Origin of the sequence: Zeaxanthinibacter sp. PT1 (assembly GCF_028464225.1) — a bacterium.
Classification (GTDB): domain Bacteria; phylum Bacteroidota; class Bacteroidia; order Flavobacteriales; family Flavobacteriaceae; genus Zeaxanthinibacter.
This window is the reverse complement of record NZ_JAQPCN010000001.1, coordinates 811,022-836,417: the sequence shown is the minus strand read 5'-3', so window position 1 is coordinate 836,417 and position 25,396 is coordinate 811,022. Positions and strand designations below refer to the sequence as shown.

The window sequence follows — 25,396 nt, the reverse complement described above, 5'->3', positions numbered from 1 at the left end:
CCTGGAAGAGATCTACGAGATTTATAAGCAACAGCAACGGTTGCGGCAGCAGTTAGAAAAGCAATTGGAAGACATGATAGGCAGGGAAGAAAGGTCGCTGACACAGCGATTATTGCGTCAAATGGAGGATTTTGAAAATGATTTGCTGGAGAACGGTATTACAGAGCGAGGCATGAATAAAGTGAATATGATCAAGCAACAGCTGCTTAAGCTGGAAAATGCCGCATTAGAGCAAGGAGAGAAGCAAGAAAGGGAAAGCAGGAGCAATAAGCAAGTCTTTGATACACCGATAACTACGAGACCCAGGGAACTGGAGAATTATGGCCCTGAAATAGAAATATTAAATAGGCAAGCCTTACCTTTGCGGGAAAATTTGAAAATACGCATCAAAGAATATTTTAAGGCCAATGATAGAATATCACTACCAGACTGATTTTACCCTGGAAGACGAGCAGAAATATACCGAATGGTTGGAAAGAGTCATCTATAGTGAAAATCATGAATTAGAGTCAGTGAATTTTATTTTCTGTGACGATGATCAATTATTGGCTATCAACCTGGATCATTTGGGCCATGATTATTTTACAGATATCATCACCTTTGAGTATGGTGACTCTGGAAATGTATTTGGAGATGTATTTATATCAGTGGACAGGGTTGAGGAAAATGCAAAAGATCTACAAGCTGATCAGGAAGAAGAAATGAGACGTGTGATGTGCCATGGGCTTCTTCATATGATGGGTTTCGGAGATAAAACCAAGGCTGAAAAACAGCAGATGCGTGACAAAGAAAATGAGAAATTGGGAATGTTCCACGTGGAACAATAATGAAGTTAGATATGTTTGATCAGGAATATGATGTTATTGTAGTAGGTGGTGGCCATGCCGGGGCGGAAGCAGCAGCTGCTGCCGCTAATCTGGGCAGTAGAACCTTGCTTGCTACCATGAATTTACAGACCATAGGGCAAATGTCTTGCAATCCTGCAATGGGCGGTATAGCCAAGGGGCAGATTGTGCGTGAGATGGATGCTATGGGAGGTTATAGTGGAATAGTTACAGATAGATCTGCTATTCAGTTTAAAATGCTGAATAAGTCCAAAGGGCCTGCTATGTGGAGTCCGCGTGCCCAGAATGACAGGATGCGTTTTGCAGAGGAATGGCGGCTGATGCTTGAAGGTACGCCGAATGTGGATTTCTACCAGGAAATGGTTCAGGGACTAATCATTGAAAAGAATCGGGTAGTGGGGGTCAGAACCTCGTTGGGATTAGAAATAAGAGCTAAGGCTGTAGTATTGACCAACGGCACTTTTTTAAATGGGCTTATCCATATCGGGGATAAACAATTCGGTGGAGGAAGAGCGGGTGAAAGAGCGGCTACCGGTATTACCGAACAACTGGTATCTTTAGGTTTTGAAAGTGGCCGGATGAAGACAGGGACACCGCCACGGGTGGATGGTCGATCCCTGGATTATAGCAAAATGATACCTCAGCCCGGTGATGATAATCCCGAACGGTTTTCTTTTCTCGATACGCCTTTGCTTAAGCAACAGAGGGAATGTTATATGACGCATACCAGCGCGACAGTTCACGAGCTACTTAAGGAGGGTTTTGATCGTTCGCCTATGTTTAACGGCAGGATTAAGAGTATTGGGCCCAGGTATTGTCCATCTATTGAAGATAAGATCAACCGTTTTGCGGATAAGGACAGTCACCAATTATTTGTTGAGCCCGAAGGTTGGGATACCGTGGAGGTCTATGTGAATGGTTTCTCCACCTCTTTACCCGAAGATATACAGTTTAAGGCATTGCGTTCAGTGCGAGGGTTTGAGAAGGTAAAGTTCTTCCGCCCGGGCTACGCTATAGAGTATGATTATTTCCCGCCCACACAATTACGACATACACTGGAGACTAAATTGGTAGAAAACCTGTATTTCGCAGGCCAGATCAATGGAACCACCGGCTATGAAGAGGCTGCTTCCCAGGGTATGATGGCCGGGATAAATGCTCATCTTAAAATTCAGGAAAAAGATCCGTTTATTCTTAAAAGAGATGAGGCCTATATTGGCGTACTGATCGATGACCTGATTACCAAGGGTACCGAAGAGCCATATCGTATGTTTACCTCCAGGGCGGAATACCGAACATTACTCAGACAGGATAATGCCGATCTGAGGCTGACCCCCAGGAGTTTTGACATCGGCTTAGCGAGTGCAGATCGAATGAGGCGAATGGAGAAGAAAGCGCAGCAATCACAAGAATTTGTGGAATTCTTTAAGAATACTAGTTACCAGCCCGAGGAGATTAACCCTATACTGGAAGAATTAAATTCTTCTACAGTAGGACAAGCAGATAAAATGTTTAAAGTATTTGCAAGGCCCCAGGTAACCATGGAGCATATGCTGCAGTTGGAAAAAGTATCCGGATTTGTTGCAGAACACGAATTGGACAGAGAGGTGATGGAACAGGCAGAAATCCAGGTGAAATATTCCGGCTATATCGAGAAGGAAAAGTTGAACGCAGATAAATTGCAGCGGTTGGAAAATATTAATATTCCTGAAAACTTTGATTATCGTAAACTAAAGTCATTGTCTTTCGAGGCACGTGAAAAACTGGAGAAGATACGCCCTGTGACAATCTCACAGGCATCTCGCATAAGTGGAGTTTCTCCGAGTGATATTAGCGTATTACTTGTTTTCCTTGGAAGATAACATCAAATTGTTCCACGTGGAACATATATTAAAGCAGGAGGGCGCAACCTTCCTGCTTTCTAATTATAGAACCTAAATGAAAGTCTCTTCGGCTAAAGACCTGGAATTTAATGAGCAATACTTAAAGCTGAAAGATCATGCTTTGAGCGGCGAGGAATTCGCTTTATTCCGAAATGCTGATTTAGATCTGCTCCGGACTTTTCCGGTGCCGGATAAACTCGAAGGTTATTATAAGGGTAAGTATATTTCGCACTCTGATTCTAATGCCTCAGTCCTGGATAAAATATACCAATTGGTAAAGCGGTTTATGCTGTATAGAAAAATGAGGATGGTGGCTCCCTATATAAATTCAGGCAGAAACCTATTGGATATTGGAGCAGGTTCCGGGGATTGGATTAAATATGCCCAGGGGAAATCCTGGAAGTGCACCGGGATGGAGCCTAATGCTACGGCCAGAAATAATGCTTCCCGGAAAGGGGTAGCCTTGGTAGATTCATTAGACCAGCTGCAGGGTAAGAAATTTGATTTAATTACCATGTGGCATGTGCTGGAGCATTTGACGGAGCTGGAAAATACCATTCAACAACTCGAATTGCTTTTAAGTCGCGATGGACTTTTAACCGTGGCAGTTCCGAATTTCAATTCGAAAGATGCGGAACATTATAAGGAATTTTGGGCGGCGTATGATGTGCCCCGGCATATCTGGCATTTTTCACGTAAGGCCGTTCATCAAATTTTCCAAGAACATGGATTCAAGGTGGTGAAAGAAAAACCGCTGATCTTTGATGCTTTCTATGTATCACTTTTGTCTGAAAAGTATAAACATGGGAGAAATCGCTTTTTACATGGGCTATGGAACGGACTAAAATCTAATCTGGCCGCCAGGAGTACGGGCGAGTATTCTTCCGTAGTCTATCTATTAAAGCGAGAGCTTTAAAGCGTAAATAAGGCGTTTTGCCGGCTTTTCCCGCTTCAAGGGAGCCATTCACTGTCTGCTTTTGAGAAAACCGCGGAAACACCTGAATACAGCGCCCCTTTTTAATAGAAGTAATATATGTTTAATTAAAAAACCATAGATGTATTCTATGGGAGGTTCTGGGGGTATGCGAGCGAACTTTATTCCCTACCCGAACATAGCCTATCTTTGTAAATGCTTTTTTATTTTTGCGTCCTTAAACTAAACCTTATGAAACACTTTTTAATTGCAATTGCCCTTTTTGGATTGATCGGTTGCCAGGAGCAAAAGATCGGATATGTCGACAGCGTAAAGCTGATGGACGGATACCAGGAAAAAATGGATATCGAAGCAAAGTATAAAACGCGTACAGATAGCCTCACCAAGAAAAGAGACAGTATTTCACAAGCCTTCCAGGCAGAGGCGCAGGCTTTCCAATCAGAGGCTCAGAAAATGTCACAGCAGAAAGCCCAGGAAGAATACGGGAAGCTTCAACAGCGCGGACAGCAGATCGGGCAGCAGTTGCAAATGGCAGAACAACAGATGCAGATGCAGGGCCAGACAGAAATGGATAGCTTGGTCAATAAAGTACGGAAAGTAGTTCGTGAATATGGCGAAGACAACGGCTATACATTCATCCTTGGAGGCGGTGATGGCGGAAGTGTTCTATACGGTGAAGAGGACAAGGACCTCACCGAGGATATCCTGAAAGTCCTGAACGAAGCCTACAAGAGCGAATAAGTATTTATTACGTAAAAGAAAAAGGGCCTTTATGGCCCTTTTTTATTTGCTGCAAATGCTGTATTAAACTGCCTGTAGCAGGTAAACCAAGAATATGGCAGGGATAAAGTAAACGGCGATTGTCTTTGCACCTTCGTAATCCTTTGCCAGGCGCTGCCCGAATAAAAGCATCAGTAACGCTATACAGGACAGAACCGCGCCGTAAAAGGCCATGGTCTTTTCTCCTTCCACAACGATCTGGTAGATCCCAACGGCACAGAATATTCCCGCGGCCATCTCCGTTAATAAGACTGTCATCAGCAGAACCGGAACCATTTTGGCCAGGGGTGTTGCTTCAAAATGACCCGTCAACCAGCCCAGGTTCCCGGACCAGTCGATCACTTTATCAATAGCACTTTGCAAAAAGGTGATGATGAGGAAAATCAGGATGAGTATCTCTGTGGTATACATCAAAAATGGATTCATATTATGCATGGTTTAGGCGGCTTTTTTATGTAACAGCCGTGTGAGTTTTATAGATAGGTCTGTAAAAATTATCTTGGAATTGCCATTGCGTTCTATGTGGTACATGGCATCTTCCAGTTCACTGACCAGGGCTTCAACATTATTTTCGTGAACAAAAGGAGCAAATTTCTCCAGTTTAAAATCCTCCGAATGCATACGCAGGTAAGCCAGCGGGGCAGCGTTATAATTCAAAAGCATGGCTTGGCGTATCACGGTTAAGCAGTAGCGAAGGAAATTTTTCTGAGTCTCACGTCCGGTCCTGGAGACCTCTTCACTCCAGAGGATCAGATCGTGAATGGCGGCCTTATTGCCTTTCGCTTTAAAGGCAGAGCGGACCCATTGAATAAACCATTTTTCAAAAACCAGGTCCTCGGAATCATGGTTCATCAGGTCCAGGGCCTTATTGTAGTTCCCGTTAGACTCGTGTGCGAGTCTCAGGGCTTCCTGCCTTTCTAGACCATTGGCTACAAGGGCGTCTGCGATAGCCTCTTCGGCCAGGGGGGGGAAGTGGATCAGCTGGCAACGCGAACGAATAGTCTGCAACAATTGTGATTCGTCTTCTGTTATAAAAAGGAATATTGTTTTTGCCGGGGGTTCTTCAATCAGTTTCAGCAGTTTATTAGAGGCGTCTATATTCATCGCTTCCGCCATCCAGATGATCATTACCTTGTATCCTCCTTCGTAAGATTTCAGGGATAATTTCTTAACGATATCGTGGGCTTCATCCACCCCGATCCTGCCTTGCTTTTTTTCAATGCCAATCAAGCGATACCAATCAAACAGGTTCCCGTAGGGCTGTTCTTTCAGGAATTCCCTCCATTCCGGTAAGAAATGGCTGCTAACCGGGTGATCCTTATCCCTTTTAGCCACAGGGAATGCGAAGTGAAGATCCGGGTGTGTAAGATTATTGCATTTGCTGTTACAAGCCGAAGAATCAGGTTCGTTTTCTCCTCCTGTATTACCACAAAGCAAGTATTGCGCATAGGCCAGGGCAATGGGCAAGGTGCCGCTACCCTCCGGGCCGACCAGCAATTGCGCATGGGGAATTCTCCCTGCGTCTGCACTAGTGGTAAGGTGACGTTTTATGTGCGTTAATCCCAGGACTTCATTAAACTTCATAGGGGCCAAAGATAGGGTATTTGATATTTTCTGCATACCAAATAAATACTGGCGTCACTTCATGTAGCCCGCATAAATCTTTACATTTGTTTTTCTTAATTAAATATACAGCGATGACGACTATAGATGATTTTAACTTTGATGGAAAGAAAGCGCTCATAAGGGTAGATTTCAATGTACCACTGAATGATAGTTTCGAGGTAACAGATACGAACAGGATAGAGGCTGCCCGCCCTACAATTCTTAAGATTCTTGAAGATGGAGGAAGTGCGATCTTGATGAGTCACCTCGGTAGGCCCAAAGGGAAGTCTAACCCGGACATGTCCCTAAAGCACGTGCTTGATAAGGCATCCGAGATTCTAGGGGTCAGGGTTAAATTCGTAGAGGACTGTATTGGGGAAGAAGCACAAAAGGCCGTTCAAGAACTGAAAAGCGGTGAGATACTGCTTTTGGAGAACCTAAGGTTCCATTCAGAAGAGGAATCCGGCGATACTGCATTTGCAAAGGAACTGGCAAAGCTGGGGGATATTTATGTAAATGATGCCTTTGGAACCGCGCACAGGGCGCATGCCTCCACAACCATCATCGCCCAGTATTTTGAAGGTGCCAAGTGTTTTGGCTACCTGATGGCCAAGGAGATCGCCGCCATAAAAAAGGTGATGGAGACCGGGGAGAAACCCGTCACTGCTGTACTGGGAGGAGCCAAAGTTTCTTCGAAAATCACGATTATAGAGAATATCCTGGATAAGATTGATCACCTGATTATCGGCGGGGGTATGACCTACACTTTTGTGAAAGCACAAGGGGGGAAAGTAGGGGACTCTATTTGTGAGGACGATAAGCAGGACCTGGCCATGGAAATTCTAGAGAAAGCAAAGACAAAAGGAGTAGAGGTACATCTACCGGTCGATGTTGTGGCCGCGGATGATTTCAGTAACGATGCCAATACTAAGGTAGTAGCCGTAAACGAAATCCCGGAAGGCTGGCAGGGACTGGATGCCGGTCCTGAAACCCTGAAACGTTTTAAAGAAGTCATCCTGAAATCAAAGACCATCCTCTGGAACGGTCCTGTTGGTGTGTTTGAAATGCCAAACTTTGCCAAGGGCACTATTGCTGTAGGTAATTATATAGACGAGGCCACAAAGGCCGGGGCCTTTTCCCTGGTTGGCGGTGGTGATTCCGTTGCGGCCGTAAAGCAATTTGGATTTGAAGATAAGGTAAGCTATGTCTCTACCGGGGGCGGTGCTATGCTGGAGAGCCTGGAAGGGAAAACCCTCCCTGGAATAGCCGCAATAACAGCGTAAGCATCACGTTATTAGCTGTAGTACACCTACTTATTTCCCGGGATGGCAGATATTTCTGAATTTCAGGAAAAAACCCGATTTTAGTAACCCGCTCTGAATCAAAGAAAAGCTACATGAACACAAAACTCAATATCCGTTGGAGTACTGCCTTGCTGCTACTCTCTTTTCCCGTCCTCGCTCAACAGGCAGACAGTGAGCGGAACGAGAAGTCAGATAAGGAAAGACTGACCGATAGTATTGCCATTGCTGAAGCCGAGCTTGAACAGCTCGAATTGAAAAAAGTTGTACTCCCGGGAGAAGAGGGAGTCAGCGGGACATCGGGACGAGAAGGGTATCTCCTGGAGGACTTTGCAGAAGCCGCAAAATACGACAGCCTCTGGTTGAAGGAGTTAAGTGAGAACGCCTCGTATTATAACGAAATACAGGAAACAGTTATTAACCTGGACACCGTGGACCCGGCCTATAAAGCCGTTGATACGGAGACCCTTAAGAAAAGGTTGGCCCTGTTAAACGAGAAGACACCTTTTAACGTAGAGTACAACCCTTCGCTGGAAAACGTGATCAATTCCTTCCTTTTGCGAAAGCGAGGCCTGATGGAACGAATGCTAACCAGCAGCCAGTTCTATTTCCCCATGTTTGAACAGGCCCTGGATAAATACAATATTCCCCTTGAACTCAAATACCTGGCCATTGTAGAATCTGCGCTGAACCCAAGGGCAAAATCACGGGTGGGTGCTACCGGGCTCTGGCAGTTTATGTACGGGACCGGTAAAATGTATAAGCTGGATGTGAGCAGTTATGTGGATGAACGCAGTGATCCCATCCAATCTACGGAAGCAGCTTGCCAATACCTGTCCAAACTATACGATATATTCGGGGACTGGGACCTGGCCCTTGCAGCCTATAACTCGGGCCCCGGGAACGTTAACAAGGCCATACGACGATCGGGAGGACAGAAGAATTACTGGAACATCAGGAGGAACCTGCCCAGGGAAACGGCGGGTTATGTCCCGGCATTTTTAGCGACCATGTATCTTTTTGAATACGCAGATGAGCACAAACTGCAGATCAAAAAGGCTGATCGGCCTTACTTTGAAACCGATACGGTACACGTAAAACAGATGATCACTTTTGAGCAAATCTCGGAGTTGGTCGGGGTGAGCGAGGAAGACCTGAAAACCCTGAACCCTTCTTATAAACTGAACATCATCCCTAAGATTGAAGGAAAGACCCATGTGCTTCGCCTGCCCAAATGGGCCGTTGGCAAATTCGTCAATAACGAACCGGCGATTTACGCCCATGTGGAAAAGGAACTGGCCGAACGTGAAAAACCGATTCCCCAACTGGTTCAAGCCGAGGAACGGATCAGGTATAAGGTGCGCAGCGGGGATTACCTCGGGAAGATCGCAGAGCGATACGGGGTCGGAGTTAGCCAGATTAAACGATGGAACGGCCTTCGGAGCAATAATATCAGGGTAGGCCAGAGACTTACTATATTCGCCAGGAACCCGGTAACTACAACAACACCGCGTTCTTCGGGTAATTCCGGTTCATCCGGTGGGGCTAAGACCCATGTAGTACAAAAAGGGGATTCGCTCTGGACCATATCACAGAAATATCCTGGCATAACAATTGATAACCTAAAGAAATGGAACGGGTTGCGGAATAATAACCTGATTCCCGGTACCCGCCTTAAATTATGTGAATGCTCTTCTTAAACACAAAACGAAAATGAAATACCTGGGAACATTATTGGCTTTACTTTTCTTATTCACCGCATGCGAAGAGAAAGAAAAGAAAAAATACAAACCGGAATCCCTGGGTTCCATCAATAACCTTTCTGTGGTTATGGAAAATCAACTATGGGAAAGTGCTGTAGGAGACAGTGTTCGCGCTATTTTTGCCGCACCGGCCGTAGGGCTGACCTGGGAAGAGCCGCTTTTTAACATAGAGCATATGCCACAACGCGTATTCACAGGGACTACCAGGCACAGGCGTTCCGTTCTGTTTGTCAGTATAGATAGTGTGAGTGTCGCTCATTTTAAAAAGGATGTATACGCCAGGCCTCAGATCGTGGCTGTGGTGAAAGCACCTAGTAAAGATCAGCTTATCGAAAACCTGAAAAAGGAAGCCGAACCCATGATCGCTGCCTTTAAGCAACAGGAAATTGAGGAAACCCAGAGCAGGTTCAGGCGCTCTCTTAATAAAGGGACCGTACTACGAGATAAATTTGGATTAAGCCTGGATCTGCCCCTTATCTATAAAGTAGGTAAGGAAGAAGAGAATTTTGTATGGATAGATCGCGAAATTCAGAAAGGCACCATGAATATCCTCGCTTACACCATGCCGGCAGATTATTTTGACAACGATACCACCCTGGTGAAGGATATTGTGAAAATGCGCGATTCTATCGGAAAGAAATTTGTGCCTGGACCGGATATCCCCGGGAAAACGACTTACCTCTCTACGGAAAAGGCTTTTGCTCCCCATGTGTATTCCACCCAGGTGGCCGGGATGGACGCTCTTGAGGTCAGGGGAATCTGGGAGATAGAAAATTACCCCATGGCAGGGCCTTTCTTGACCTATATCATAGATGACCCGGATAATAACCGCAAGGTGGTACTGGAAGGGTTTACCTTTGCACCATCAACCAATAAAAGGGACTATATGTTCGAATTGGAGGCTATTCTGAAGACCCTGGAATTCAAGACCGCCAAACCCGAGACAGCCATGTAGAGCTGAAGGCTTATATAAGCCGTTTTAAGACGGCTGAATGATCGAGCGCCCCTTGTGATTAAAAAATATAAAACGCCCCTCTGAGGGCGTTTTTTTATGACTCGGGCAGGCTTAAAAAGCATAGCCGGTCATCAAGCGATATACAAAAGCGTACAAGACAATAGCGAACAACATAAAACAGAACCAGGAGAATAACCTGAAGTAATTTCGCACCAGGAAATTACCGATATCCCTGAAGGCGTTCAGGTAAAGCTCTCTAATAATCGCAAACTGCTTCATGGGGGGTAACCGGTATGAGTATATATAACTCTAAATGAGATAGTTAAAGTATTCAAGACCCTTTAATTTGTTGCAAAACAAGGGGTTAAAGTGGTTAAAGGTCATTCCGGGCCGCGGCACAGTGTGGTAAGTAAATAAAAAAACCGTCCAAATTTCTTTGCACGGCTTAGGTTGGTTAAGGATTTAATCTTTGATATTTAAAATGAATTCTTACATATCCACGATGATAAATTCGGATCTCCTGTTCAGCTGGTGCTGCTGACTGCTGCATCTCACACTGCCATCACAATTGTTGAGCAGTCGGTCTTCACCATAGCCTATAGCACTCTGTATACGCTTAGGATCAATTCCCTGGGAAACCAGGTAATCCCTTGTAGACTTAGCTCTTTTGTCAGATAGGTAAGTATTATAAACCTTAGGCCCACGGGAATCCGTATGCGATTCGATCTTTATCACCATACTGGGGTACTCATTGAGGATAGCGACCAGTTTGTCCAACTCCTCTGATGCATCCTGACGGATATTGAATTTGTCAAAATCAAAATAGATCATATCCATTTTAATTTTACGGATCCCGTCTTCCACTGCGATCAGTTCTTCCAGTTTTTTCAGCTCAACAGAGGTGTCTATCCGTTGATTATCCAGGGTGCTTACGACCGAATTACTTTCAAAATAACTCTCTTTACTGACCTTTATGGAATACTTGGTATTCCCATCCAGTTCTTCAAATACGAAAGATCCATCGGCCTCGGTCACCACCTCTTTCAGTGTCCTGTTGTTTTCGTCCAGGAGGGTTACCAGGGCTTCTGGGACCACTTCCCCGTTGACGATCTCGGTTACGATACCGGCAATGGCATTCTCGTTGACCTCTTCCGGGATCAGTTTCTTGAAGGAATAAATATCGTCGTCTCCTTTCCCTCCGCTCCTGTTAGAGGCAAAAAATCCTTTCTGTGTCTCCTCATCAATGATAAAAGAGAAATCGTCTTTGTTACTGTTTACAGGACGGCCCATATTCCTGACTTCCAGGAAGCCATCTTCCTGGTTAAAGGCTACTTCAAAAATGTCCAGTCCACCCAGGCCAACATGCCCGTCTGATGAAAAATAGAGTTTGTCATTATTGATAAAAGGGAACATCTCTTTCCGGTCTGTATTGATTTCCGGGCCGAGGTTCCTGGGATCTGAAAAACTGCCGTCTTCCCGTACGTCCACAACAAAGATATCGGTGGCGCCTATGGTACCGGGCATATCAGAGACAAAGTACATCTGTTTTCCGTCCGGGCTCAAGGCAGGATGACCGGTAGAATAATCATCACTTGTAAATGATAATGGTTCCGCTTCCGTCCATCCTTTCTCGGTTTTAACCGATCGGTATATTTTTAGGTGGTTTACCCCGTGTTTATCCCTCTTCAGTTTTTTCCCGTAATTATTCCTTGTAAAGTAAATGGTTTTCTGATCAGGGGAGAAGGTTACAGAGGCTTCGTGGTATTTGGTATTTACGGTCTTGTCAAATTTAACCGCATCCCTTACTTCCTGGCTTTCTTCATTCATTTTCGCCACGTACAGGTCCAGGTAGGGTTGGTTGTTCCATTTGTATCTCCGGGTGCTGAAAAAAGAAGAATCTGCGGCGGAGGCAAAAAGTAGCTGATCTTCCCCGTATCTCATGGGGCTGAAATCTGAATATTTGGAATTGATGTCCAGGTTCTTGACCTCCATCAGGCTTTCACTGTTCAGGATATTGTCTAAAACCACTTCACCCCGGGTCTCCCTGCGGATGTTACCGTTGCGGTTCTGATCCTGTTTCTCGAGTTCCTTATTGTAAAGACGCATCAGGCGCTTTGCCCGGCTGTATTTACCGGTACCTTTCAGTGAATGTGCGTATTTAAATATATTATCTGTGCTCATTTCCTTCTTGTACTTGTCGTACAACATATCATACCAGTAATAGGCCCGTTCCATATTGGTGTTGTAGTAATGGGCGTCTCCTACTCGTTCTATGGTTTTGAAAGAATGGTTTTCGCTATCTTCTAATGCCAATTCATACAGTTCCGCCGCCTCTGCATACCACATTTTGTTAAAATACTGGTCGGCTTTCATGAGGAGTTTAGACGTAGGACTATCGTCATATGCCGAAGGGCTGCTGGCCTTCAGAAAAGACTCTTTAACGGTGGTCGGCGTATTGAGATCACGTTCTTTTACCTGGGCTATTTTCTTCTTCAGTGCCGTATTGGGAACCTGAACCTCCTGTAATTCGCGCCTTAGTACCATCTGTTCGGTTTCCACAGCTGCTTTAACCAAAGATTCACGATCCTGAACCGGGTTTGCCATTTGCAGTATCCAAGTCGTGGAACCATAGCTGTTATCCAGTTTGGAATTGCAGGCTTCTATCGCGTCCTGCCAACGGGCATTATGTTGTAGGAACACGTAGTGCATCTTATTAGAAGGATTAAAGATGAAATCGGCCTCAAACCCTTTATTATTTAAGTTCCTGACTGATTTCCTGGCATTGGAACGCTCTCCGAATACTCCGGCAACAATATAATATCCATTTTTGTATTCGGGCAGGTGGTCAAATTTCCGGGTAAGAATCTTATACCTCTTAGCTTCATCGATGAAATCTTCATTATCCCGCTCGTCACCATTGGTTCGGCCTGTGCGCGCATCATGAGAAGCGTATGAAACTGACGCTATTCCATTATTCGCTTCCACGGAGGAATTGACCGGAGTCTGTGCAAAACCGGAATGCACCAGCAACAGTGCGGTGAGGGCCAGGATAAAAGTGATGTTTATCTTCATTGCTATATTGTCGGGGAAAAATGTTGTTGGCAATTATAAAAATGTGTACCCAGGAATATGGAGTATAATATTAGTACCCACTCCTTAGGTAACGCTGAAATTAGGAATAACCCTATGCCTGGATTATTTTTTGTTGTGAAACGAGGCTTTTTTGTCGTGTATACCGTTTTAATGTGGTTGATCGATGAATTACCTAAATCAATTTATACTGTTATAGCAGGAAATTCAAATTCTTCTCCGCAGGGTGTTCAGGGATGAATATCAGAAGAAACGAGGCGATTTTAAGATGGTATTTTTTGATACCAATTGGTATCTTAAAAAGATTTCATGAGAACCCGAATTATAAACATTAAGTTCATTGGTGTTGTAATCATACGCATATCCAAAGATGATATTAGGAGTTACCTGCATACCCAGGACCCCGCTCAGCGATTCTTCAAAACGATAGTTCGCCCCCAGGCTTAGAGTATCATAGAATAGGAAATTAGCAGAAATGTCTTTCGATAAGGGGTTACCCTGCACAAATTTTAAGTAAAATGAAGGTTTAAATTTGATGTCCTCCGCTAATTGGAATACATGTCCTCCTATGAGGTAATACTGCAATCTTTCGGTTTCTTCTGCCTCCTTAAATTCCTCGTAGCGCACATTAGGGATCAGGTTGGGAATTGAAAACCCTAGGTAGGATCTCTGGTTATAGAAAAAGCTCCCTACGCCCAGGTTGGGAAGTAATTTACTGTTGATATTGGTGTTGAATACTGCTTCCGGATCCCGGAACCTACCCTTGGACCAATCTATGGACAATAACCTTACACCAGCTTTGATGCCCAGGCCCAAACGGGCACCGGAAGAGTTGAGGATTAATGTGTGGGCGTAATTGGCGTCCATATACGTTTCCTGTGACGGACCCAGTTCATCCTGTATTACAGAGAGGCCTAAACCATCAAAACCCTGTATTGGAGATTCGATACTAAAAGTCATGGTACGGGGCGATCCTTCTATACCTGACCACTGGCTGCGATAAAGGGCCATTAAGGTCAGATCTCCCCTAGAGCCGGTGTAGCCGGCATTAACGGTCATAGGATTAAATTGATACTGGGTATACTGGGGATTTTGCTGTGCCCGGCAAACAAATATACCAAACAGTATTAGTATTAGGGTTGTATGTGTGAGGGGTAGTGTCATTTAATATTCTTCCGGGATTTTAGTTTCATCGACTTATATAAAGCCAACCGGTCCTGTCCGGTGTTTTTCCATCACCTAAACTCAGGATGTAATAATAAGTGCCTGTGCTTAATTCCTTTTCCGGGTCGTAACTTGTTTTAGACTTATTAATACCTCTCCAACTGTTATCGTACCCGGGTTCATCAAAAACTTTTGAACCCCAGCGGTCAAAGACCTGCAATCGACTGTTCGGGTATTGTTCTATGCATTCTATATACAGCACATCATTTAGTCCGTCGTCATTTGGGGAAAACTCGTTGTAGACAACAAGGCAGTCCTCTTTAAAATTGATTATAGCGGTATCCATATCCTGCCCGCCCTGATCGATCAATTGGTCGGCATAGGTTATTTGGGCGATATTCTCATAATCCCCCCCATCTGTTACCTGGACGATCATGGTCAGGGTAGCGCTTAGCCCGGGAGCTAATACGGGAATAGACCAGGAAGAGCTATCAAAACTTCCGGTACTGACAATGACTGATTCCAGGGCATAGCCGGAAGGCAATTCGTCTTGTACTACAATATTCGTAGCCTCCCGATCACCACTATTACTGAGGGTAATGGTGAAAGTAACTGAATCTCCTATACGGACCTCGGTGGTCTCTACTTCTTTGGTCAGCACTAATTTCGCCATGGGTACGGTCAATGCAACGCCATCTTCATCATCCTGGTCCTGGTCCCCATCATCGTTCCCGGGTTGGGAGTCCGGGTCTGCCTGGTCTGTTGCGGCTATTTCTGCAATATTCCTGTATTCCCCGGCTAGCCCTGTGGACGGCAGTACCCGAACTTCATACGAAAGGGTTTTTAGGCCAACCGGGATTTCCGGGATATGCCATTGGATGAGGTTTTCGTCTATCTCGGCGCCGGGGGCAGAAATCAATTCTAAGCCTGGCGGAAGTTGGTCGATCAATAGAACATTAGTGGCCGTATCCGGTCCGTTATTCTTTATGTTTATAGTAAAAACCACAGTATCGCCAACATTGGGATCGCTTTTGCTTACCAGTTTTTCCAATTCAAGATCAGCCTGGGATTTCACGGTCTCTATCCCGGATGAAGCCGAATTATCCCCGGGCGTTGTATCTGCCTGGTCCAATTCGATTATACTGACAGAATTGTTATACGGACCAGTAGGATTAACAGTGGCTTCTACAACTAATGTTGCCGACTCACCATTGAGTAATTCTGAAATATTCCATCGTGAAGTTTCCTGGGAGTAGTCTCCTGTAGTAGTGGTGGCAGCTAGCAGCTCATAGCCCGCCGGGATGTTTTCTGAAATACTTATCCCGGTGGCCGAGTACGGCCCCTGGTTACGAACGCTTATGGTGAATACGACAAGCTCCCCTACGGTGGCCTCGTTCTTGTCTATCGTTTTTGTCAACATCAAATCAGCTGTTGGTGTTGGAATTGTGAATTGAGCCTCATCGTCTTCACTCTGGTCCCCATCATCGTTCTTGGGGTCAGAATCAGGATCCTGCTGATCTAACGCGGTCACCTGTACCATATTCCGGAATTCTCCAGCTGTACCAGTGGGAGGGTTAACCCGTGCTTTATAGGTTAGTTGCTGTTGTCCGACGGCAACTTCGGCTAAGGACCATTCTATTTTATTACCGGAAATTGTCCCGTTATTCGCTGCGGAAACCGGGATGAAACCAATTGGTATATTGTCGAGTATCCTGACGTTGGTTGCTTTATCCGGACCATGGTTTGTGACTGTTATGGTAAAGGTGATTTCATCACCGACATTCGGCGTGGTATTATCCGCAGATTTGCCCAGTTCCAGGTCTGAAAGGGCATTAACTTCGATGGTTGTACTATCGGTATTTGTACAACCGTCTGCCCCGATACCCGTAACGGTAAAGGTTGTAGTCGCAAACAATTGAATTGGTTCACCATCCGTGATACCATGGTCCCAGGTATAACTCTCGGCCCCCGTTCCCGTCAGGGTAACGAAGTCACCGGAACTTATAGATAAAGAAGACGCATTGGCCTTCACTTCCGGGCCTGGTTGCAGGTTAAGGGTGGCCGGATTAGAATTGATATCACAGACGAACGAAGCTCCGGACATTAAGGCCCTGAAACTTTTTCCGTTCAAATTTAAAGGGGCGTTTAGTATCTGTAAACTATCCGTATCTGTACCCTGGTAGATCGTATCGTTTACCAAATTAGTCCATGCGTCGCCATCAAAGACCTGCCACTGGTATTGGCTCGCTTGATCCGCTTCAACACTAAATATTACATTCTCTCCTTTACAGCTTATTTGGTTTTCTGGATGACGTGTTATGGTCGGTGCCGTGGCTTCACGGAAGTCATAAATTCCATTAGCGTCATTATCCAGGGGTAGTCTGTAAGGGGCAAAGCGCACTGTGCCATCTGTATTGATCAAGGGGGGTGAGCCGGTTCCGTAAAAGGGATTGTCTCCCCCGTCTGCATCAGTTTTAAAATGCGCCTCGTTAGCATCACTACAACCATCAGAATCGCTGTCGTTCTCCAGGTAATCCATTAAGCCGGCAGCATCCGAATCGCTCAGGGTATAATTAAGAATCCCGGAATCGTTAGTAGTCTCGACGGTATCGGCCATTCCGTTATCACCGAAAGAACCGTTTAGGATTCCCCGGGTGTGATCCACCCCATGCCCGGCTTCAACCGCATCGAATATCCCGTCATTATCACTGTCCAGATCCAGGTGGTTGGGCACCCCATCAAAGTCAGCATCCATCATATATCGGACCGGGTTAATGTAGTTGGTCACACACAAGAATTCGATATGGTGTAGCCTGCGCAGGGACTTAGCGCCTGCGACTCGCGCCATGGCTCCAACCCTCACGGTCATCTCGGATTTAGAGGTGTAATGAACCCCGAAATTGGTCTGTGGGTTAGCATTGCTTGCCCCGCCGTAAGTTTTTGTACCGGAGGTGCCCACGATCCATTTACCGTCACTGTACATACTCAGTTCAGTAGGGTCAGATAATACATAGTTCGTCGGTTTATCTGCCCAGGTTTGCTCGGCATACTGGGGAGTACCGTCAATATCGTTGAAATTCATAAAGAAGTTGTCGATCACCACAGGACTGAAGCTGTTACTTTTTACAAAGCGTATTTTATATTCGATCAATCCCTGGTCTCCTGCATCCTTGAAACTGAAGGCAGATTCCGGTCGGAAAGCATGGGGATCGGTGTCGTTAAAATCGATAGCGGTGATGGTAGCATTGTAGATGTCCGAGATCGTAATCAGGGCATCCACTCCCGGGCTCACTTCTGATACCCGGTACACAGCACCTTTCTGCTTGTCAGTCCCCGAGATCAGTATTGCGTCATTACTGAAATCAAGTGGCGTTTCTCCCCCGCATGCCGGCTGGTTCCTGTCCATGATCACCCCTTGTTCCTCTGTATCCGGGATTCCATCATTATCGTCATCCAGGTCGTCCTTATCAAAGATCCCGTCGGCATCCGAATCGAGGAAGGGTGGGGGAATAGGGTCTATGATCTCCAAACGTACCGTTGCTGTATCACAAAGTCCGTTAGCATCACATATGCGGTATTCAAAGCTGTCAGGACCTTTGTAACCGGAATTGGGAGTATAGGTGATTTCCCCGGTTCCTGCGATGTCCACTGTTCCGTTAGAAGGCTGAAGTAACCCTGTAGTCGTGACCGAATTTTGATCGAGGTCTCCCTCGAGGTCAAGATCATTTTCCCATACTTCGAATACCTGGGATTCTTCCATTTGAACCAGGTAGTCATCATCCCTGGCACAGGGTTCTGCACCAATAGCTATGGAGTATGGTGGATTTGGTTCATTGGCGCATACACCGCTCTGACTGATAACCAGGTTGTATTCCCCGGGGCTATTGATCTGTACTTCGTTAAGACCGATACCTAGCAGGATTCGTTCCCCACCGGGAAAACTCACCCCCGGACTTACAGCTTGCCATTGGTATATCGCATCTGCCTCGTTAACCGCGGCTTTCAGTGTTAGGGTTTCATCAGTCAGACAACTCTGAAAATTCCCCGGGGGAATGATGGTGTTGTCAGCCGGCGGAGCTTCTTCAGCTTCCTTGAGTTGGTAGGGGCCTGCAAAATCTCTTAGGACCGAACGCATGCTATTGCTGATTCGACTTTTAAACAGTACAGTTTTGAATTGAAAATCGCACAAACCAACCCCCGGGAAATTCATCACCGGGTCCAGTCCCAGTTTGCTGAGGTTAATTCCGAATTCTGTTAGTAATTCCGGTGCGTAAGCGTAAGTAGGCTCAGCTTTTGAATCAAAGACTCCCCAGGGTGGGGCATCTGTAAAATTGTTGTTTATACCCGTAAATCCGGCTGAACCGATATCGATCATGGCATATCCGAATGTAGAACCCGGGGAAGCGCTGACATAATCGATGTACCCAAAGCCTCGGTTGGATAAATAGTCTGTCAGGGATACCCAGATCCATACCTCTAAATTCACGATGGTAGAAGCGGTGAAGTTAAGTCCTACAGTCAGGTCGCCGGTTTGAATTATATTACCTGCGCCGTCAAATTTCCAGGATGTGTGACCGTCGTCAGGGGCGGATGTTTTGAAGTTATTCCCTTTTAATTGGAGCTGGTCAATTAGGAATTCTACGTCGATATAATGCGTCCCGCCATTATCAATAGTACTGACAGCACCAACGATCCACAATGAATCCTTTAAGCCGGTGCCTTCGCGCCGGATGTGCATATAGGTATCCTGTATATCGGTTTTATCCGGCAGCCCGTTACTGTCTGCCTTCCAATTTTTTGGGTTGTGCCCCTGGCTTTCATCAAACACAGTGTCATCGTCCCAGCCCCCGGATGCGACATGGTCGTGGCCGTACCTCCCTTCCAACCAGATTCGACCATTCTGAACGCTACCATTGGGAAATCGCATGAGTGCTTCAAATGCCCGGTTCTTTTTCTTGCTGATATTGGATTGAAAGCTGAAAAGCTGGTCGAGGCTGATCACACCTTGCCCTGACTCTCCCGGGAACCAATCGTCCATCCCGATGGTACGGTTACCGGAGATTATTTCGGCATCAATTTCAAATGCAGCTGGCTGCCCTTCTTGAGCATTCAAGGAATGCATATTACAGGCAAACAGGCATAAGATAGATAAACCTATAAATAAGGCAATTCTTATATTGGGGAACAAGGTATATTACTGTTAGTTCAATTTGTTTAATTAATCCTGATTTGTGTGCGCACAAGGTTAAACAAAACGACTGACGTGACAGAAAAATTGTTGTGAAATTGAAACTAGCAGATGTGACGGTGAGCTAAAGCCGCATGAGCTGTTGCCGTTGCTATAATTCTGTAGTAGGAAAGGCCCAATATTTTAGTGAAATAATCTCAACAGCTGAGATCATTACTTAGTACTGGTTGGAATCTCTGACTGAATACCCACCGGACCCCCAAAAAAAAACATCCCGGGTTGGGATGTTTCTGAATTTTTTATGGCATTCTGGTCTAAGACTCTTTCTTTTCTTCCACTTTTTCGTCTTCTTTGGAAGCATCTTTGAATTCTTTAATACCGCTGCCCAGACCCCTCATAAGTTCAGGGATCTTTTTACCGCCAAACAATAGAAGAACCAGTACAACAACGACTGCAATCTGCCATGGCCCGATGGCCAAAAATGGAATAAGTGATACCATGTAATTATCTTTAAATGGATTACAAAGGTACTAAAAAACCAATTACAACAGCGTTAATTCTGTCAAGTGGTTTTGGTTGTAAAATTGAAAAGCGATTATGTCCCTACATTGGCCCTAATGTATTGGGGCGCTCTTAAATTTCATAAATTTAAGGAGCAGAGCGCACGATATTCAGACTGAACCTTATATTTGTGCTTTATGGCCCCAAAAGGAAAGAAAAGGAAGGAAATCAGGAGGAAGTTACTGCATAAGTATCGCCTGGTTATCCTGAACGAAAGCACCTTTGAGGAGAAGATCTCCTTTAAGCTGAGCCGTCTCAATGTATTTGTGACAGGCTCACTGGCTATTATTGGTTTGATCGCTCTTACTACCTTACTGATCGCCTTTACGCCGTTACGAGAGTATATTCCCGGCTACTCCTCAACCCGTTTAAAAAGACAGGCTACTGAACTCACCTTTAAAACGGATTCCCTGGTCACTGCACTTAATTATACCAATAGGTATTTAGATAGGATAAGAATGGTGTTGAGGGGCGAGGTTGCCAGTAGCGAAGTACGGCCGGATTCTATTTACGAATCCTTCAAAATAGACCCCAGTACTGTTGATTTAACGCCTATTCCCCAGGATTCGGCGCTAAGGGCAGAAGTTGCATTGGAAGACAAATACAACGTATTTCAACGGGATGAAAGCAGCACGGAGATAACATTCTTCTCCCCGGTTAGTGGAACGATTTCTGACTCTTATAATGCCCAGATAAAGCATTACGGCATTGATGTGGTGGCCGCTAAGGACACTCCTGTGAAAGCTGTGGCTAACGGCAGCGTTGTTTTTGCCGAGTGGACCGCCGATACCGGCTATGTGGTAATCCTGGAGCACAAAGATGGATACCTTTCGGTATATAAGCATAATGGTGCTCTTTATAAGCAGCAGGGGGATATTGTACGCGTGGGCGAAGTGATCGCCTCTGTGGGCAATACTGGTTCCCTGACCACGGGAGAACATCTGCATTTTGAATTGTGGAAAGAAGGTACGCCTGTAGACCCGTCAAATTACATAGAATTTTAAATCCCGTTTATGTCTGTCAAAGCTTTTGCAGCCAGAATATTTGCACGGAAGATAGTCCGAAAGACAGCTCGTTGGGCAAAACAACCCCATAAGACCCAGGATAAGGTCTTCCGGGAACTTCTGGGTATTGCAAAAAATACGGCATTTGGGAAGGATCACGGTTTTGACCAGATTAAAAATCATATAGATTTCACTTCAAGAGTACCCATACGCGATTACGAAGAACTTAAGCCGTATGTAGAAAGGTCTGTGGCCGGGGAACCCGATATTCTATGGCCCGGTAAACCGCTCTATTTTGCCAAAACTTCCGGGACCACTTCCGGAGCTAAGTACATCCCCATAACCGGCCCGTCTATAAAGTACCAGGTAGAAGCATCACGTGATGCCATCCTTCATTATATTCATGAGACCGGCAATTCGGCTTTCGTGGATCGCAAAATGATCTTTTTACAGGGAAGCCCTGAACTCGCCGAGAAGAACGGCATAAAGCTGGGAAGACTTTCCGGGATATCGGCCCACTATGTGCCCGATTATCTCCAGAAGAACAGGCTGCCTAGCTGGGAGACGAATTGTATAGAGGACTGGGAGACCAAGGTAAATGCGATTGTCGAAGAGACCCTTCACGAAGATATGGCAGTTATTGCGGGGATACCCTCCTGGGTGCAGATGTACTTTGAGCGTTTACAGCAAAAAACAGGGAAGAAAGTAGGGGAGCTATTCCAGAATTTCCAGTTGTTCATCTACGGCGGGGTCAATTACGAACCTTACCGCGCCAAGTTTGAAGCCCTGATTGGGCGCAGGGTGGACAGTATTGAATTATTCCCGGCCAGTGAAGGCTTTTTTGCCTACCAGGATTCGCAAAAGGAAAAAGGCTTACTGTTACTGCTAAACTCGGGCATCTTTTACGAGTTTGTAAAGGCAGATGAATTTTTTAAGGAAAACCCGCGACGCTTACTGTTGCAAGATGTAGAGTTAGGGGTCAATTACGTGATGATCATCTCCACTAATGCAGGGCTGTGGGCTTACAACCTTGGAGATACCGTTCAGTTTACTTCACTGGATCCATACCGGGTAGTGGTTTCCGGGCGGATAAAGCATTTTATTTCAGCCTTCGGCGAACATGTGATCGCAAAGGAAGTGGAGCAGGCGATGCAGGAGGCGGTTGAAGCCAGTGCTGCCCAGGTCAATGAATTCACGGTGGCACCACAGATTACCCCGGAAGGAGATGAATTACCTTATCACGAGTGGTTAATAGAATTTTCAAAAGAACCTGCGGATATGGAAAGCTTCAGGCAGACTTTGGACCGGTCTTTACAGCGACAGAATAGTTATTATTTTGACCTGATTGAAGGAAAGGTCCTGCAGCCGCTTAAAATAAGCCGTATACGCGAAGGAGGGTTCCGGGATTATATGAAATCCATCGGGAAACTCGGCGGTCAGAACAAGGTCCAGCGCTTATATAACGATCGGTCTGCTGCTGATGATATTCTCAGGTTCAAAGCAGAGAACTAAGCTTTGAATTATAGCAGCTTATCCCCTTAAAGCTGCTTGTTTTCCCCTATATATTTATTAAAAACTGTACTTTAGCGGCATCTTACCGAATGTACTCTATGGAAAAAGTTAAAGATACTACCCGGGCACAGGAATCCACCAATGCCATCGAGCGGCTGTATATAACCATGCGCCACCTATTTAACAGGGGTTTTTATAAGCCCATGGGCGTGTCAGGAGAAACCTTGAAAAATGCTCTACTCCAGTTGCGACCGGAGATTTACGGGTCTGTTGCCGAGGACAAAGCCGAATTTAATGGTTTGATCTATGTGCTGGAGCGATTACCAGCAGGAATTGAGCAGTGCCGGTTTATCAACCTAACCTCTGACGAGGGGTATTCCGATACGCATTTTGAACCCATAGTGCCTCCAAAACGAAGAAGGAACTGTTATCGCATAGACGATGAGCAGATGAATATAGAGATCACCAGGGGCCGTTCAGATATTTACGATATCCTGACCCACCTGACATTTCTTTTTATAGAATCCCAGAAGATCAGTAGGCGGGTATTGATTGAAGATACCGATAAGACTATTCGCGACTGGCAGAAGCTGGAGGAATTGGTACAGAAAGACGAACTGAGCCAGGCCGAGCGTGAGCGTGCCCTGGTGCATACTGCCAGTATCCTCGGAAGGCCATTCACAGAGACCATGGCGATGCACAAGAAACTGGCGACGGCAGAAAGTCCCGAAAGATTCCTGGAGATTATTTACTGGCTCGGGAAACACGCGATAGAGGAAGAGATAGGAGGGGAAAAGAGGGCTATCACCTTCAGCACCCTCTTGCGGGAGCGCCTGGGGCATCACATTCACGGGGAGCGCTGGGCGAACACCATCAAAAGGACCCTGCATCAGCAAGGACTCATTAAGCGCCCTATCCACATCATCAGTGCCAATATGCATTCGGTGATGAATTCTATTTTTGCCAAGCAAGTGCTGGCTAAGGAATTCCCGGACAGGAACAGCCTGGAGATCTATGAAGCCCTGAGTACGGACGTCAACCAGGAGTTGCGACAGAAGGTGATCAACGCGGCGAAAAAGAACGGGATGACCTTCATCAATGACGAGTCCGGTACCAATATTGATATACAGATCTTTGACCTTGCCAAAATGGATATGGATCATTGTAATTATAAATTGCCCCCGGACTTGGCGGAAGAGGAGATGCCTGTGATCTTTGTCATGGATTACGCATTCGGAGAACAGGCCTACGAGACCATAGACGAATTATTAAAACCTTACAAAGTAAAGCACGAAGCACCTGTCTTTATGAATATCGCTTCGATCTCCATTATGGGGAAGGCCGGTATCCTGGAAGGGGGTAAAGGGGACCTGATGATTCCGTCCGCTCATATTTTTGAGGGCACGGCAGACAACTACCCTTTTGAGAATCAGTTATCAGCGGAAGATTTCCGTGGTAATGGACTAAAAGTATTAGAAGGTACTATGGTTACAGTATTGGGAACCTCTTTACAGAATAAAGACATCCTGAAATTCTTCCACAATTCTACCTGGGGTGTCATCGGGCTGGAGATGGAAGGGGTGCATTACCAGAAAGCCATACAGTCGGCCTCCAAGATCCGCAAGAGCATCCGAGACGATGTGAAAGTACGTTACGCGTATTACGCATCGGATAACCCCTTGGAAACGGGAAGCACCCTGGCTTCAGGCGGCCTGGGCACCACAGGGGTAAAACCCACCTATTTGATCACGGACAAGATTTTAGAACAGATATTTAATTCGCACTGATGGAGCAGAACACGTCAAACAACAGGCAAGAAGGCTCAGATGAGATAGATCTGGGGCAGCTTTTTAAGTTAATAAACCAAGGGCTGACAAGTATTTTTATAGGTATCCTGAGAATATTCCTGTTTTTAAAAAGAAATATAATCCCCCTTACAGTACTGGTTGTAATTGGTTTGTTGGTGGGTTACGGACTGAACCAGGTAGTGACGAAAAAATTAAAGACCGAGGTTATTGTTAAGCCTTATATTGAAAGTAAAAATTATCTGTACGATGTTATAGATGAAATACAGGCTAATATAAAAGCTGAGGATGAGAGTTTCTTTAAACCGATTGGGATAGATGTTGCCGACCTGGAGTATTTTGAAATTACCATAGAACCGATGGGGACTCAAGAGGTTGCTGAAAACCTTGAAGACGAAGTATTATACCTGGAATTATTAGAAAAATTTCAGAACACGGACCTGGTCAGTGATGTACTTCTTTCCGAGATATACAATAAGAGCACTCTGAACCACAAGATTACTTATTTCTATAAGAACCGAGAAACGGGTCATGAGATCGCTAAAAAGCTCACTGCATATATTAACTCCAACAGCTATTTTAAAGAAGTTGTAGAGACGAATAGGGCAAATGCACAGGCACGTATCGAGAACAATGAAAACCTTGTAAAACAGATCGATGAGATGATTGCATCTTATTCGGAAAGAATGATGAAGCCGGATAACGAAAACCAGTCGGGTCGTTTTGTTGTCAGTGAAGACCAGCCATTTGACGTTACGGGATTGCTGAATTTAAAGAATGGCCTGATGAGGGACATTGAGCGTAAGCGGCTCGAGTTGCAACAACAGAAGGAGCCAATTAACATCCTTAATTTTGGAATGCCACAACAAGTACAAAAAGCATTTTTCGGAAAGAATATTGTAGTCATACCACTAATTCTGGTATCGGGATTCTTTCTTTTTGCATTTCTACAGTACCTGAATAGAAAGTCAAAAGAAATGTTGTAAGAAGAGTTAAAATCCTCGGC

The 25,396-nt window shown here is 45.4% G+C and carries 19 protein-coding genes; 12 read left to right on the top strand and 7 right to left on the bottom strand.

Going from position 1 to position 25,396, the window contains the following annotated elements; all coding sequences use genetic code 11:
* The first annotated feature begins 40 nt into the window (after window positions 1-40).
* The 5 genes from PP178_RS03665 (at window position 41) to PP178_RS03645 (ending at window position 4,403) form a co-directional block, all read left to right on the top strand.
* Window positions 41-433 carry a hypothetical protein gene (locus PP178_RS03665; protein ID WP_272592954.1) on the top strand — a complete coding sequence of 131 codons (393 nt, stop codon included), beginning with the start codon at window positions 41-43 and terminating at the stop codon, window positions 431-433.
* Window positions 408-827, top strand: coding sequence for an rRNA maturation RNase YbeY (ybeY, locus tag PP178_RS03660; protein ID WP_272592953.1), 420 nt, complete (start codon window positions 408-410; stop codon window positions 825-827). The genes PP178_RS03665 and ybeY overlap by 26 nt, the downstream gene beginning before the upstream one ends.
* An 11-nt stretch (window positions 828-838) precedes the next feature.
* Window positions 839-2,707 (top strand): tRNA uridine-5-carboxymethylaminomethyl(34) synthesis enzyme MnmG, encoded by a 1,869-nt coding sequence (mnmG, locus tag PP178_RS03655; RefSeq protein ID WP_272592952.1) that lies wholly within the window; start codon window positions 839-841, stop codon window positions 2,705-2,707.
* 76 nt (window positions 2,708-2,783) lie between these two features.
* Window positions 2,784-3,644, top strand: coding sequence for a class I SAM-dependent methyltransferase (locus tag PP178_RS03650; protein WP_272592951.1), 861 nt, complete (start codon window positions 2,784-2,786; stop codon window positions 3,642-3,644).
* 249 nt (window positions 3,645-3,893) lie between these two features.
* Window positions 3,894-4,403 carry an OmpH family outer membrane protein gene (locus PP178_RS03645; protein ID WP_272592950.1) on the top strand — a complete coding sequence of 170 codons (510 nt, stop codon included), beginning with the start codon at window positions 3,894-3,896 and terminating at the stop codon, window positions 4,401-4,403.
* Between the two features lie 63 nt (window positions 4,404-4,466).
* Here PP178_RS03645 and PP178_RS03640 read toward each other — a convergent pair whose 3' ends face one another.
* On the bottom strand, window positions 4,467-4,868 hold the full coding sequence (locus PP178_RS03640) for a DoxX family protein (protein WP_272592949.1): 402 nt from the start codon (window positions 4,866-4,868) through the stop codon (window positions 4,467-4,469).
* A gap of 12 nt (window positions 4,869-4,880) precedes the next feature.
* Window positions 4,881-6,026 (bottom strand): DNA polymerase III subunit, encoded by a 1,146-nt coding sequence (locus tag PP178_RS03635; RefSeq protein ID WP_272593613.1) that lies wholly within the window; start codon window positions 6,024-6,026, stop codon window positions 4,881-4,883.
* A gap of 113 nt (window positions 6,027-6,139) precedes the next feature.
* On the opposite strand from PP178_RS03635, the gene PP178_RS03630 reads away from it, so the two are divergent.
* The 3 genes from PP178_RS03630 (at window position 6,140) to PP178_RS03620 (ending at window position 10,066) form a co-directional block, all read left to right on the top strand.
* A complete protein-coding gene (locus PP178_RS03630) occupies window positions 6,140-7,330 on the top strand; it encodes a phosphoglycerate kinase (protein ID WP_272592948.1) in 1,191 nt (396 codons plus the stop codon).
* Window positions 7,331-7,443: 113 nt separating this feature from the next.
* Window positions 7,444-9,048, top strand: a complete 1,605-nt coding sequence (locus PP178_RS03625) for a LysM peptidoglycan-binding domain-containing protein (RefSeq protein ID WP_272592947.1) — start codon at window positions 7,444-7,446, stop codon at window positions 9,046-9,048.
* Window positions 9,049-9,061: 13 nt separating this feature from the next.
* Window positions 9,062-10,066 carry a DUF4837 family protein gene (locus tag PP178_RS03620; RefSeq protein ID WP_272592946.1) on the top strand — a complete coding sequence of 335 codons (1,005 nt, stop codon included), beginning with the start codon at window positions 9,062-9,064 and terminating at the stop codon, window positions 10,064-10,066.
* Window positions 10,067-10,177: 111 nt separating this feature from the next.
* On the opposite strand, the gene PP178_RS03615 is transcribed toward PP178_RS03620, so the two are convergent.
* The 5 genes from PP178_RS03615 to tatA all read right to left on the bottom strand — a co-directional run bounded on the left by PP178_RS03615 (window position 10,178) and on the right by tatA (window position 20,008).
* Complete coding sequence (locus tag PP178_RS03615) at window positions 10,178-10,345, bottom strand: DUF6747 family protein (protein WP_272592945.1); 168 nt, start codon at window positions 10,343-10,345, stop codon at window positions 10,178-10,180.
* A 210-nt stretch (window positions 10,346-10,555) separates the two neighbouring features.
* On the bottom strand, window positions 10,556-13,138 hold the full coding sequence (locus PP178_RS03610) for an OmpA family protein (RefSeq protein ID WP_272592944.1): 2,583 nt from the start codon (window positions 13,136-13,138) through the stop codon (window positions 10,556-10,558).
* A 261-nt stretch (window positions 13,139-13,399) separates the two neighbouring features.
* Window positions 13,400-14,320, bottom strand: a complete 921-nt coding sequence (locus PP178_RS03605) for a PorP/SprF family type IX secretion system membrane protein (protein WP_272592943.1) — start codon at window positions 14,318-14,320, stop codon at window positions 13,400-13,402.
* 25 nt (window positions 14,321-14,345) lie between these two features.
* Window positions 14,346-19,433, bottom strand: coding sequence for a gliding motility-associated C-terminal domain-containing protein (locus tag PP178_RS03600; RefSeq protein WP_272592942.1), 5,088 nt, complete (start codon window positions 19,431-19,433; stop codon window positions 14,346-14,348).
* 389 nt (window positions 19,434-19,822) lie between these two features.
* Window positions 19,823-20,008, bottom strand: a complete 186-nt coding sequence (gene tatA, locus PP178_RS03595; protein ID WP_272592941.1) for a twin-arginine translocase TatA/TatE family subunit — start codon at window positions 20,006-20,008, stop codon at window positions 19,823-19,825.
* A gap of 198 nt (window positions 20,009-20,206) precedes the next feature.
* Between tatA and PP178_RS03590 the strand changes: the two genes are divergently transcribed.
* The 4 genes from PP178_RS03590 (at window position 20,207) to PP178_RS03575 (ending at window position 25,376) form a co-directional block, all read left to right on the top strand.
* On the top strand, window positions 20,207-21,073 hold the full coding sequence (locus tag PP178_RS03590) for a M23 family metallopeptidase (protein ID WP_272592940.1): 867 nt from the start codon (window positions 20,207-20,209) through the stop codon (window positions 21,071-21,073).
* Window positions 21,074-21,082: 9 nt separating this feature from the next.
* Window positions 21,083-22,585: a GH3 auxin-responsive promoter family protein gene (locus PP178_RS03585; protein ID WP_272592939.1), complete on the top strand. Its 1,503-nt coding sequence runs from the start codon at window positions 21,083-21,085 to the stop codon at window positions 22,583-22,585.
* 98 nt (window positions 22,586-22,683) lie between these two features.
* Complete coding sequence (locus PP178_RS03580) at window positions 22,684-24,372, top strand: DUF6909 family protein (protein ID WP_272592938.1); 1,689 nt, start codon at window positions 22,684-22,686, stop codon at window positions 24,370-24,372.
* Window positions 24,372-25,376, top strand: a complete 1,005-nt coding sequence (locus PP178_RS03575; protein ID WP_272592937.1) for a hypothetical protein — start codon at window positions 24,372-24,374, stop codon at window positions 25,374-25,376. The genes PP178_RS03580 and PP178_RS03575 overlap by 1 nt, the downstream gene beginning before the upstream one ends.
* Window positions 25,377-25,396 lie beyond the last annotated feature (20 nt).

What these genes read in the sequence shown, in the direction of transcription:
- ybeY (WP_272592953.1), top strand. Translation starts at nt 408, where the DNA reads ATGATAGAATATCACTACCAGACTGATTTTACCCTGGAAGACGAGCAG.
- PP178_RS03585 (WP_272592939.1), top strand. Translation starts at nt 21,083, where the DNA reads ATGTCTGTCAAAGCTTTTGCAGCCAGAATATTTGCACGGAAGATAGTC.
- PP178_RS03580 (WP_272592938.1), top strand. Translation starts at nt 22,684, where the DNA reads ATGGAAAAAGTTAAAGATACTACCCGGGCACAGGAATCCACCAATGCC.
- PP178_RS03625 (WP_272592947.1), top strand. Translation starts at nt 7,444, where the DNA reads ATGAACACAAAACTCAATATCCGTTGGAGTACTGCCTTGCTGCTACTC.
- PP178_RS03620 (WP_272592946.1), top strand. Translation starts at nt 9,062, where the DNA reads ATGAAATACCTGGGAACATTATTGGCTTTACTTTTCTTATTCACCGCA.
- PP178_RS03630 (WP_272592948.1), top strand. Translation starts at nt 6,140, where the DNA reads ATGACGACTATAGATGATTTTAACTTTGATGGAAAGAAAGCGCTCATA.
- PP178_RS03650 (WP_272592951.1), top strand. Translation starts at nt 2,784, where the DNA reads ATGAAAGTCTCTTCGGCTAAAGACCTGGAATTTAATGAGCAATACTTA.
- mnmG (WP_272592952.1), top strand. Translation starts at nt 839, where the DNA reads ATGTTTGATCAGGAATATGATGTTATTGTAGTAGGTGGTGGCCATGCC.
- tatA (WP_272592941.1), bottom strand. Translation starts at nt 20,008, where the DNA reads ATGGTATCACTTATTCCATTTTTGGCCATCGGGCCATGGCAGATTGCA.
- PP178_RS03640 (WP_272592949.1), bottom strand. Translation starts at nt 4,868, where the DNA reads ATGAATCCATTTTTGATGTATACCACAGAGATACTCATCCTGATTTTC.
- PP178_RS03610 (WP_272592944.1), bottom strand. Translation starts at nt 13,138, where the DNA reads ATGAAGATAAACATCACTTTTATCCTGGCCCTCACCGCACTGTTGCTG.
- PP178_RS03635 (WP_272593613.1), bottom strand. Translation starts at nt 6,026, where the DNA reads ATGAAGTTTAATGAAGTCCTGGGATTAACGCACATAAAACGTCACCTT.
- PP178_RS03590 (WP_272592940.1), top strand. Translation starts at nt 20,207, where the DNA reads ATGGCCCCAAAAGGAAAGAAAAGGAAGGAAATCAGGAGGAAGTTACTG.
- PP178_RS03575 (WP_272592937.1), top strand. Translation starts at nt 24,372, where the DNA reads ATGGAGCAGAACACGTCAAACAACAGGCAAGAAGGCTCAGATGAGATA.
- PP178_RS03605 (WP_272592943.1), bottom strand. Translation starts at nt 14,320, where the DNA reads ATGACACTACCCCTCACACATACAACCCTAATACTAATACTGTTTGGT.
- PP178_RS03615 (WP_272592945.1), bottom strand. Translation starts at nt 10,345, where the DNA reads ATGAAGCAGTTTGCGATTATTAGAGAGCTTTACCTGAACGCCTTCAGG.
- PP178_RS03645 (WP_272592950.1), top strand. Translation starts at nt 3,894, where the DNA reads ATGAAACACTTTTTAATTGCAATTGCCCTTTTTGGATTGATCGGTTGC.